11 protein-coding genes are annotated in these 11019 nt (G+C 62.5%); 4 read left to right on the top strand and 7 right to left on the bottom strand.

Going from position 1 to position 11019, the window contains the following annotated elements:
• From brxL to LX13_RS02990, 3 genes are all read left to right on the top strand, one after another.
• Nucleotides 1–2133, top strand: a complete 2133-nt coding sequence (gene brxL / locus LX13_RS03000) for a BREX system Lon protease-like protein BrxL (RefSeq protein WP_253659811.1) — start codon at nucleotides 1–3, stop codon at nucleotides 2131–2133.
• Nucleotides 2133–3431 (top strand): Shedu immune nuclease family protein, encoded by a 1299-nt coding sequence (locus LX13_RS02995; RefSeq protein ID WP_253659810.1) that lies wholly within the window; start codon nucleotides 2133–2135, stop codon nucleotides 3429–3431. Before brxL ends, LX13_RS02995 begins: the two co-directional genes overlap by 1 nt.
• 78 nt (nucleotides 3432–3509) lie before the next feature.
• The gene (locus LX13_RS02990) at nucleotides 3510–3782 is read left to right on the top strand and encodes a hypothetical protein (protein ID WP_253659809.1); all 273 of its coding nucleotides are present in this window, start codon (nucleotides 3510–3512) and stop codon (nucleotides 3780–3782) included.
• Between the two features lie 119 nt (nucleotides 3783–3901).
• Here the strand turns inward: LX13_RS02990 and LX13_RS02985 are convergent, their stop codons facing one another.
• Genes LX13_RS02985 through LX13_RS02970 form a run of 4 tightly spaced genes read right to left on the bottom strand, consistent with a single transcriptional unit; the run spans nucleotide 3902 to nucleotide 6522 of the window.
• On the bottom strand, nucleotides 3902–4450 hold the full coding sequence (locus LX13_RS02985; protein ID WP_253659808.1) for a hypothetical protein: 549 nt from the start codon (nucleotides 4448–4450) through the stop codon (nucleotides 3902–3904).
• Nucleotides 4447–5748, bottom strand: a complete 1302-nt coding sequence (locus LX13_RS02980; RefSeq protein WP_253659807.1) for a hypothetical protein — start codon at nucleotides 5746–5748, stop codon at nucleotides 4447–4449. The genes LX13_RS02985 and LX13_RS02980 overlap by 4 nt, the downstream gene beginning before the upstream one ends.
• Nucleotides 5745–6050, bottom strand: a complete 306-nt coding sequence (locus tag LX13_RS02975; protein ID WP_253659806.1) for a DUF6317 family protein — start codon at nucleotides 6048–6050, stop codon at nucleotides 5745–5747. Before LX13_RS02975 ends, LX13_RS02980 begins: the two co-directional genes overlap by 4 nt.
• Entirely contained in the window at nucleotides 6043–6522 is a 480-nt protein-coding gene (locus LX13_RS02970; protein WP_253659805.1) for a hypothetical protein, read from the bottom strand. Before LX13_RS02970 ends, LX13_RS02975 begins: the two co-directional genes overlap by 8 nt.
• Before the next feature lie 270 nt (nucleotides 6523–6792).
• Between LX13_RS02970 and LX13_RS02965 the strand changes: the two genes are divergently transcribed.
• A complete protein-coding gene (locus tag LX13_RS02965) occupies nucleotides 6793–8292 on the top strand; it encodes a DEAD/DEAH box helicase (protein WP_253659804.1) in 1500 nt (499 codons plus the stop codon).
• Between the two features lie 93 nt (nucleotides 8293–8385).
• On the opposite strand, the gene LX13_RS02960 is transcribed toward LX13_RS02965, so the two are convergent.
• The 3 genes from LX13_RS02960 to LX13_RS02950 are packed head-to-tail and all read right to left on the bottom strand — an operon-like array spanning nucleotide 8386 to nucleotide 11019.
• Nucleotides 8386–9135, bottom strand: a complete 750-nt coding sequence (locus LX13_RS02960) for a hypothetical protein (RefSeq protein WP_253659803.1) — start codon at nucleotides 9133–9135, stop codon at nucleotides 8386–8388.
• Nucleotides 9136–9192: 57 nt separating this feature from the next.
• The gene (locus tag LX13_RS02955) at nucleotides 9193–10728 is read right to left on the bottom strand and encodes a WXG100-like domain-containing protein (protein ID WP_253659802.1); all 1536 of its coding nucleotides are present in this window, start codon (nucleotides 10726–10728) and stop codon (nucleotides 9193–9195) included.
• Nucleotides 10729–11019: a WXG100 family type VII secretion target gene (locus LX13_RS02950; RefSeq protein WP_253659801.1), complete on the bottom strand. Its 291-nt coding sequence runs from the start codon at nucleotides 11017–11019 to the stop codon at nucleotides 10729–10731.

Genomic DNA, 11019 nt, shown 5'->3' with positions numbered 1-11019 from the left:
ATGACCGAACAGTCCGACCTTGCCAAGGCCGTCGATGATTTACCCGACGGCGGCGATGACGCGCCGGCCCCTACGGGTCCGCCTGTGAAGTCCGCTCTCGATCAGAAAATCAACGACGTCTTTGGCGGTGCTGTCGTACGTAAGGACTTGGTCAAAGCCGTCAAGGGCAACGCCATCGTGCCCTCGTTCGTCCTGGAGTACCTCCTGGGCCAGTACGCCGCCTCAGACGACGAGGCGACCATCCAATCCGGCATTGAGAGTGTTCGTAAGATCCTCGCCGACCACTACGTCCACCGGAACCAGGCCGAGCTCATCAAGTCGAACATCCGCGAAAAGGGCCGCTACCGCGTCATCGACAAGGTGCAGGTCCAACTCAACGAGAAGGACGACACATACGAGGCCGAATTCGCAAACCTTGGTATCAAGCAGGTCCTCGTCTCGCCGGCGACCATTAAGGCGCACCCGAAGCTGCTTGTAGGCGGCGTGTGGTGCATCTGCGACATCGAGTATCAGCACAGCGAGAACGCCCGCGTCGTCCCCTGGATTCTCGGTTCGATCAAACCGATCCAGCTCTCCAATTTCGACTTCGATGGGTACGTCAGCTCGCGCCGCGAGTTCAGCGCTGACGAATGGATTGACCTACTGATTCAGTCGATCGGTTTCAACCCGGAGCTGTTCGGTCGGCGCGCCAAGCTCATCCAGCTCGTGCGCCTGATCCCGTTTGTCGAGCGCAACTACAACCTCGTCGAGCTCGGCCCCAAGGGAACTGGCAAGTCACACATCTTCTCGGAGTTCTCGCCCCACGGCATGCTGATCTCTGGTGGGGAGGTGACGGTGCCCAAGCTTTTCGTCAACAACTCAAATGGCCGGCTCGGTCTCGTTGGCTACTGGGACGTCGTCGCCTTCGATGAGTTCGCAGGCAAGAAGAAGCGCACGGACAAGGCGCTTGTCGACATCATGAAGAACTACATGGCGAATAAATCTTTCTCTCGAGGTGTCGAGACCCTGGGTGCCGAGGCATCGATGGTCTTTGTCGGCAACACATCGCACAACGTGCCGTACATGCTGAAGCACTCCGACCTGTTCGACGAACTTCCCGAGGGCTACCACGACTCGGCCTACCTCGACCGCCTGCACTGCTACATCCCGGGCTGGGAAGTCGACACGATCCGCAGCGAAATGTTCTCCGACGGCTACGGATTCGTCGTCGACTACATCGCCGAGGTGCTGAAGGCGATGCGCGACGCCGACTACTCCGACCGCTACCAGCGGCACTTTACGCTCGGCTCGGACATCTCCACACGCGACCGCGACGGCATCCACAAAACGTTCTCGGGTCTGATGAAGATCATCTACCCGCACGGTGAGGCCACGAGGGAGCAGATCGAGGAGATCCTCCGATTCGCCGTCGAGGGCCGCAAACGCGTCAAGGACCAGATCCTGAGAATTGACGCCACGATGGCTGAGGTGAAGTTCGGCTTCACGGACAAGGCTGGCGAGTGGCGCGCGGTTACTACTCTCGAGGAGGACGAGTACCCGGCTTACTACCACCAGAGGGGTGGTGAGGTCAGTGGCGAGGCGACATCCAGCGGCGCCTCGACTGCGGCTACTGCGGTCGAGGCCCCGCCCGAGCCGGCGCCGCTATTCGAGGGTCATCGCGACTTTCAGGAGAACCAGCGCGGAGTTTCTTATGAGAGCCTGCTGTTGCCGTACGTACGCGGAGCTACGGACATCCGGATCGTCGACCCATACATTCGACTGCCGCACCAAGGACGCAACCTCGCTGACCTACTCGCGCTGGTCGCGTTGGGCAAGGATCCGGCCGAAGAGATCGCAGTCAAGCTCGTCACCAAGGAGAACACGGGTGACTTCCAGCAGCAGCACCTTCTGATGCTCAAGGAGATCCAGGACGGTGTGGCTTCAGTGGGCATTAAGTTCAATGTGGAATGGGACGAGACCATCCACGACCGCTCGATCACCACCGATAACGGTTGGAAAATCCTGCTCGGGCGTGGGCTCGATATCTTCCAGAGAGGCTCGCGAAGCCAATTCGACATGGGCTCGCGTCGGCAGGAGTTTCGGCACGTTGTTGCATTCGGTGTCACGTACATCAAGGAGAACAAGAGCGCCTGATGAGTGTCTTCGATCTATTTGGTGACCTGCCTGAACCGACGGAGGTGACCTATGCCGAAGGCCGTTACACGACTCGGACCTACGCAAGCCGTAGTTTTCCCACGCAATTCGGACGGGATCTGGGCGAGCCGGCGAGGTATATCTATCGGGTCTTCGATGAGGTCATGACTGAGGACGACAACGACTGGGAATGGACGAACGACGTGGTGTTCACAACCCCCGCAGGGCGCAAGCAGCTCCAGTTGCAAGTCGCGCGAGAAGCGGGCGCGGTACGGAAGCTCCGCATCCAGAAGGTTCCAACGTCGGGCGACATGACCAAGTTGGAACACGTCCTTGAACTCGACCGCGACCAAGCGAAGCGCCTCATCGACATGCTGCGGGCCCTGGACTCGATCCCGATTGAAGGCGAAAGCACAGTCGTGGTGGATGACCAGCTGCTCCGCGACGTGTTCGCTGATCCCTATGCGATCGCTGGCGTCTACGCCAAAGATCCCACGCGTTTCCGCGCCCTGATCGAGAGCGATGCCGACGCCAGAGATGTTGTTGCGCTGCAACATCGGCGCGAGGTCGCTGCCACCATGCGACTCTGGCTGGAGGACGACAATGCCTTTGCTGAAGCACGCGCCGCAGCAGGAGGCCCGGAGAAGGTTTGGCAGAAGCTGCTCGAAGAGAACCCGTGGGTGCTCGGAATCGGCCTGGGCGGTCAGCTCTTCACCTCTTGGGAGGAAGGGCAGCTGGAACAGACGGTCGTCGGGAGGAGCATCAAGGGCGTCGGTAAGCGCGTTGATGCTCTGCTTCGGACGGCGGGCATCGTGCGGTCGCTCGCGTTCGCCGAGATCAAGCATCACCAGACGTCGCTTCTCGGTGAGGAGTACCGCTCAGGCGCTTGGAGCCCATCCAAAGAGGTCAGTGGTGCCGTTGTCCAAGTTCAGCAGACCGTTCACCTTGCGAGCCGGGATCTCGGCGACTACATCCAGGACCAAGCGGACAGCGGTGAGTTGCTCGGCACAGGGACGTTTGTCCTCCGGCCGCGTTCATACGTGATCATCGGTTCTCTAGGCCAGCTTACTGGCGACAGCAATGGGCCGATCCCCGGCAAGGTGCGGAGCTTCGAGCTCTTCAGGCGAAACCTCCACGAACCGGAGGTCATCACGTTCGACGAGCTTGTCGCTCGGGCCGAGTGGCATGTGGATGCCGCAGCGGCTGCGGCCGAGGTCGATCGGGTCCACGCTGAGCTGCCGAGCGACAATTCTGCGCCTCAGACGAACGACCCCAATTTGGATCGCGGGATCCGATAAGGCCGTCCGAATTCCGTTCCGGGGCATCGGCTTGAAGTACCCCAGGAACAGTTCCGCTTCCTGTAGGAGGATGGAGCTATGCCACGTCAGTATCCGCCGGAGTTCCGAGCAGCGCTGACGGCATCGGCGACGTCTGTTCCCATGGTTGCCCTTGCAGACCACGACGAGATCGGCAAGACCGCAGCACGGCGATCTGAGGACTTCGGCTGGAAGAAGAAGGATCGGATCCTGTCGCTGAGCGCATGGTCCGATCGCTTTAAACGCAACCACGACGTCGAGATCGAGGACCTACTTCGCACGCGGCCACGTTGGCGGTTCAATTGTCCGGTTGCGCTGATCGAGACGACCTAGCAGCGACTTTGACACCGACCGGTCCTGGGCATGCATAACATCGCCCGGTGCACGCCAGCGTTGCTCCGCTGATGCGAGAAGTCGCGCAGCCAAGGATGCCCAACCCCCGCGATCGTCTGTCAACGTTGTCGGCGCTGGCCTAATCGTCTTTGTTTCTTCACCCTCGGTGGGGCCTTGCGGCCGGTGGCCGCTTCGAACTCCTCGACGGAGATGTGCCGCTGCATCAAAGACAGGACGAGCGCAGCAAGGACGCCGACAAAGAACAACTGTCCGAGCAGGATGAGCGGGGCAGCCACCAGTCCGATGCCGTATCCCTGCCACGCTGCGCGTCTCTGGTCGTCGACAGCCGTCCCGGATCTTACGATCATCGGCACGCCTAGCTTCTTCTCGGCGTCCGAGCGTCGCATCAGCGAGAAGCCCCACGCGAAGCTGGAGAGCACCGCAACCGACATGACGCCGAGAGCGACTCCGCGCAGGGATGTGTCAGCATCGCGGTCGGTGATCACGACTTTGAACAACAGTCCGACGACCCACATCGACAATGCGAAAACGGCGAGCCAGAGTAGGAGGAGTCCCGTGCGCCGTGACCAATAGCGGAAACCGCGGCGTTGCCACGTGGTTCCGAGCAGCCTGATGGACTTGACGGTATCCGCTTCCGTACGGGTCATCCGAAGACCGATTTCCAGACCGACTTCGTCGAATTCCAGGCGCCCTCGCCCATGTCTGCGATGTCGCCACCCGTGTTGGAGAGAGTGCTACCGGTGCCATGCAGAATGCCGGCAACGACCCCGTGATCGTGGATATCCTCCGACCAGTGTTCGTGGAACGCGTTGTAACCGACTCCGCCAATCGCGACACCGACCAAACCGGCTGTGGCACCGACAGCAAGTACTGGTGCCTCCACCGGCGCCGCGGCGACAATCAACGCTCCTGCGGCCAGGCCGGCTGCGCCTGCGGCGTAATCGTTTGCGTGCGCGGTGGTCTCGCTCCACCCCTTTTGGTGATCGTCGATCGCCTGCAGCTCGGCGACCAATCCCGTAGCCGCGACGTCGATAACGGGGATGTCTTTGAGGAACTTGAGCTTGCCGGGCAGCTTCTCGGACAGTCCGCCAATCCCCTTCAGGTCGGAGATCTTGGTGTTCAGCACCTGTGACAACGGCAACTCGCCCTTGCCGGCTTGCGCCTCCGCCAGCTGCGTCTTCATCGCGTCGAGTTCGTGCGATGCAGCGAGGTGATTGAGCCGGGCTTCCGTTCCTGCCGGGACCTGCATGCCCTTCTGCTTGTACGACGCCTGCTCGGCTTTCAATTTCCACCTCAATTCGCGAAAGCTCTCACGCGACTTGGCGATGTCGTCGGGCAGGTGGGCTTTAACTTTGTCGTTGCGATCATTGGGAACGACATAGAACGCCTTCAAGTAGTCGCCGATGGTGGTTGCTGCATCAAGTGTGAGATGTTTGTTGTCGTCGGAGACCACGGGCTCGGCAAGGGCGGCGAGATCGGAAGCCGCGTCCAGCCGGAACCCCTGCGCGAGTTGCTTCGCTTCGGCGTAGGCCGCCTGGTAGTCCTTCTGAGCTTCCACTGCGGCGACAGCGTTCGGTGCAGTGGGGTCTCCGGTGATGACCAGTGGAAGCGGTTGGCCGTCGGGACCGATCTGCGCGCCACGCGCTTGAGCCTCATGCGCACTGTTGTACAGCGTCGAATCGAGCGCAGACAGATGATCGCCCAGCCCGGCAATGACATCGCCGGCCTTGCCGGCGATCGCTCCGATGCCCCCTGCGCGAACCGCATCCGAGGACCACAGTTTGCGGAACATCCCGGCAGCGTCGCCCGACCAGCTCGCGTCGTTACCGAGCTTGTCCACACCGTTCGTGAGTGCCGTCACGATGGGATCGATGAGTGCCGGTGCCTTCTGCAGGGTGTGTCCCATCGTCTGCAACCCCGCGATGTCACCCCCGATCCAGCTCATTGGAAGTCCTTGTTGAGGTTGTCCCAGAGGAAGCGGTTCTTGTTGACCTCCTCGGTTCGGTCGTACTCATCGCGCGCATCGTGCAACTTGGCCGAATGGTCTTCGATCGACGCTGACATCGATCGATTCAGGACTCCCAGCATCTCCATCAGAGCGTTCATGGCGCTGTTGCAACCGCCGTCACCAGAGTCGACAGTGGGCGGGTTCAGCTTCGCCGCGGCGGCGTCATAATCGCGTGCCGCGCTCGAGAACCGACCGGACAACGCGTCCAAGTCCCCCAACACCACCGAGAAATCAGTCATTGGCAATTGCCTCCTTCAAGGCTGTCAGCCGGTCCGCAGTCCACTCGGCATCGAGAACACCCGGCGTCGGGTCCAGCAAGATGGGAAGTCCGGCATGGACACTGGCAATGTCGCGCGGCGTCAACCCCACCCACGGTTGAAATTCGCCGAGCATTGCCGCCAGCGCGTCAACGGTGCTGAAAGCGACGACCATTGGATTTCCGCCTGATACGGCCAGTTCGATGTCGAATCCTTGCGTGCCGTCCAACCGGGGGTGGGCGGGAACGACGACCAGGTCAGGGAGTTCAGCCCCCACCGTCGGAGTCGTGTCTGCAACCTGAACTGTCTGTTCGCGACCGTAGGCCACTTCCGCATCGGCAATCTGACGCCACAACGCGATTATGGCAGCAGGAGGCTGGGCGGCCCAACCGTTCTCCTCGACCCACTCGTCCTGCATCTGAGCAGCGGTCAGATCACCCGGTTGCCAACTCATCTCTCACCGTCCCCCCGCGCCGTACGTCGGTTCTGTACGAAGACAATTTAGCCTAAGGTACAAAGTTCGGCATGAACTGCGACCGGTGGGTGAGGCTTAGGCCAAGAAAACCTTCGTCGAACCTCGATAGAGCGCAACCTCAAGTCCGGTGCCGACCGTTGATCTGGGCAGAAGTGCTTGGTATCGGGAAGATCGGATAAAACGGACATCGACGGCGTGAGAGTTTAAATACGTTCAGCGGTGTTCTCGACACGGGCGGAGGATCCGAGAATGCCAATGCAGCAGCCAGAGTCGCCACGATTTGCGAACACAGCAGAACAGTCGGTCTGGCACGACGGCACCTCGTGGCGCCAGAACCGCGGCGGCGCGCACCACACGATCGAGCCGGCTCGGCAGGCTCGGGATGCCTGCTACGCCCTGCGGGAGTTCATCGAGTCCGACCCGCGCTGGACACAGAAGCGCGTCAGGTGGGACCACATGGTCGTGTTGCCGAACACGGAGCTGCCCTCCGACTTCGCTGTTCCCGACTGTCCACGCTGGAAGGTGATCGACAGGACGCAACTTGCAGAGTTGTTGCCGCTCATGCGGATCGTCCTGCTGAAGCAGGAACTCGACCGACCGCACATCGGCTCGGAGGGGATCGCGCAGCTGCAACTGTGCATGCGGGGTCGTGGGCTGCCGCAACTCGACGTCGTCGCGCGCGCATCTGAGAACGAGATGACCGCGGACTTGTTGAGTCAGGAGCAGGCGGTCATCCTGCGGGCCATCGACGTACTCGACCGGGTCGAGATCCGCGGCGGTGCCGGCAGCGGTAAGACGTACCTCGCTGTCGAGCAGGCGAGACGGCTGACCAAGTCCGGCAAACGTGTTGCCTTGATCTGCTATTCGCATGGGTTGGCGTCGTACCTGGAGCGTCTCACCGGAAAGTGGGGCCACAAGGAGAAACCTGCCTACGTCGGGGAGTTCCACGATCTCGGCAAGCGATGGGGTGCGGCCGCCGGCCCCGACGAGAGCATCAGGAACACCGAGACCGCACAGTTCTGGGAGCACGACCTGCCGCTCCAGATGACCCAGCTCGCCGAAGAGCTACCTCCAGGCAAGCGATTCGACGCCATCATCATCGATGAGGCGCAGGACTTCGCCGATGAGTGGTGGAAGCCGATGCTCGCCTGCCTCACCGACCCCGACACCAGCCGGATCTACGTCTTCAGCGACGAGGCGCAGCGGGTTTTCGATCGCGAGGGTTCACCGCCGGTCGACCTGGTGCCACTCATCCTCGACCACAATCTCCGCAACACCCGGCAGATCGCGAGGGCGTTCGGCCCGCTGGTCGGGCAACGGATGCAGCTGCGTGGCGGGGACGGACCCGACGTTCGGTTCGTCGCCTGCTCCGCCGACGATGCGCTCGGAGTTGCCGACGATCAGGTCCAGGGGATGTTCGACGCCGGTTGGGGGTACGAGGACATCGCCTTGCTGTCGACAGGAAGCCGACACCCGATGCAGGTCGAACGTCAGGCAGAGGGTAACGATTCGTATTGGAAGGCGTTCTGGGACAACGACGACATCTTCTACGGACACGTCCTGGGGTTCAAGGGACTCGAGCGGCGGGTCATCATCCTTGCGCTGAACGAGTTCACGCCGCGCGACCGATCGAAAGAACGGCTGTACGTCGGGCTTTCGCGTGCCCGCGACCAGTTGGTGATCTGCGGCGACCCGGAGTTCGTGCGTGAGGTCGGCGGACCCGAGCTCGCGTCGCGATTAGGACTCTGACCGAATGACACGCAGGTGCTGGTCATGCAACTGTTGAGTGGAGAAATCCCCTTTGCATTCGCGAACAGCGCCCGACTCAGGGTGATCGCGAATTCATCTCATCGACTGAATCGCTGCTAGGGCTGCTGGGAACAGAACGGTGTCGGACTCCGGACTCCGGCCGTCGGGCAGGTATACGGAGAAGTCTTCTCGCGGGCGCTTCATCGTGGCGACGAAGAAGATTCTGCCGTGGTTGCGGCCGTCGGCATCTTCGATCATCAGCTGACATCGCGGTTTGACCGCAAAGAACGGATAGAGGATGACCCCGACAATGAGGCCGAAAAGATCCATGGCGCCTCCGTCGTAGAACGTCGCGCCCAATCGCATCGTCCGGCGCCAGAAGGCGTCACTGATGCGTTCCGTGAACGTCAGGAGCAGTTCGCCGTCCGGGCGAGTCACTTGCCAGCGGGTCCGCAGAAGCGCGGGCCTACGTTTGACCTGTACGCGGCAGACCACCTTGCCGCGCTCATCAATGACGTCCTTCGATGAGACCGCCGACCCAGATGCCGGCGTCAGTGTGAAAAGCGCGTCATCGGCGGCCGCGTCGCGAAAGGCTATGACCGGCGCCTTCTTCGGGTCGTCAGGAAGTTCTATCCAGATCAAGTCGTTTGCTGGATCTGTTCCCGCGAAGGTCAACACGGGCACGCGCGTCGCGGGAGTCCGAGCGTCGGAAATGACTTGATAAGCAGGGGGCTGGGTCTCGTCGAGGGGGCGCGAACCACCCCTTTTGCGTTCGAATCGGGCTTCGTCAATGGTTGAGAGGATCTGCGCGCGCTGCGTATCTGCACCTGATCGAGCTCTCATAGGAGAGATTCTACTTTCATGTCGTGTCCCGCAGACGCGTGCTTGTTTCGATGCTCGTCAGTGGTGAGGGCGGTGATCTGCGGAGCCATGCTGATCGCCCGCTGGTTCCGCCGGTTCGGAGCGGACTGACGTCTGCACGGTCGGTTCGGCAGTGCCGTTGATGGATTGGACCGCTTCGCTTTGGAGCTTCTCATGAGCGGCGCGCGCTGCAGCCGGCAGATCCTTGCCAGCGTCAACGAGGCCGGTGCCCTTGACTGCGTCGGCCGATTCAGGACTGATCGCCTCGTGAGCCTCTTGCTGAGCTCGATTGAGTTGACTATTGATCACGGACTTTGCGCCGAACGTCCCGAGCGGAACCTTGCTGAGCCCTTCTGACTTCGGGATCTTGCTCAGGATTTTCTGTGCGGCTGGACCTGTCAACGTCCCGATTCCGCCCTGCGCCACGATCTTTGTCGGGTCGAACTGGTTCTCCCCAGTGGCGAGCGTCGTAATTCCTTCCTTGGTGGCTTCCATTCCGGCGCCCCCCGCGAAGTTCTGAACGGCCCCTTTGCGGACCGCAGTTGCCGCCGGGCCGGCATTCCGCGCCACCGCCGAAGCGCTGGCGCGGGTTGCTCTCACCGCCGTGGTGGCCGCGGTCTTCACCGCGCCGGTTGCCAGCGGCTCCAGTTTGGCGAGCAGCTCGGCCGCGCGTGCGGCGTAGCCCTTGACCGCGGCGGCGACGGTCCGTGCCGCGTCGATGAGCACTTCGATGACTCGGCGGATCTTCGCCACAGCCGTGGCGATGCGTGCGGCAACAGCAGCCTGGGCGGCGATCTCGTCGAGGCCGGCGGTGAAGATGGCGAATGCGGCGCCCGCAGCTTCGATGGCCGCCGTCTCGATCAAGAGTTCTTTCAGGGTGGAGATGATCTCGTGGTGCGCCTGATCAAGGTGGGCCGCGTAGTCAGAGCATGAGCTGCCGAGTTGTGTGCACACGCTGGACAACTCACGCAGGTTGGTGCCGGTGTCGGTGCAGGCCTTGGCTGCTGCGGAGGCTTCTGGGCTTTGCTGGGCAGACACTTTCGACGCCGCGGTGGCGGTTGGCGCGGCCGCGGCCTGCAACGACGCGGCTGCTGCCTGCCAGGCGGCGTCGGCGGCGTGGAGCCGGTCCTGGTGACCGTTTGGCCATAGGTACCCCACCATTCCCGACACGAGTCCCCAGCCGGGGGGCTCATCTCCACCATCGCCGCCGGACGCGGACGGTATCGACGGGCAGCTCGCGAGTGGGGGAGCGGGCGCCGCGGGGACCGTTGCCTTGCCACCGCCGATGGTCGAGGACGCGTCGGCCTGGGCGTGGTTCTCGCCGGTCGCGTGCAGTCGTTGCGCGACGTTTCCCGCGGCCCCGACGGCGGAGGACGCGGCATCGAGTACGGCGCGAGCGCCCTCGTCGTAGCTCGTGGCCCACTCGACGCCGGCGTTGTCGGACCCGCCCATACCGTCGGATCCGCCGAGGCCTCCGGTGAGCGCGCCGATCGCGGACTGTGTCTTCTGGGCAACAGTGTTCAGGTCGGAGGCTGCCGCCGCGTACTGGGCGGGATCGACTGTCAGAGTGGTCATCTACGACCACATCGCCTGGTTGGCCGCGACTGCACCGGTGTAGTTGGCGTGCGCGGTGTCGCCGGACTGCTTCAGATCACCGATGGCGCTGCGCATCTGCTGTGCGCCTTTCGTCCACCGGTCGTGTGCCGCGCGCTGGGCGGCGGCCGCATCACCGGACCAGGACACGTGCAGGTTCTGGACGAGGGCGTCGACGTCGGAGCAGGTGGACTCGGCGTCGGTGTCGAAACGCGCCATGTCTGAGACGATGTCGGCCAGCTCGTCGGTGTTGATCGTGAACGGGGTACCCAC

Source organism: Williamsia maris, from assembly GCF_024171815.1.
GTDB lineage: Bacteria > Actinomycetota > Actinomycetes > Mycobacteriales > Mycobacteriaceae > Williamsia_A > Williamsia_A maris.
This window is presented reverse-complemented; position numbering and strand designations above follow the sequence as displayed.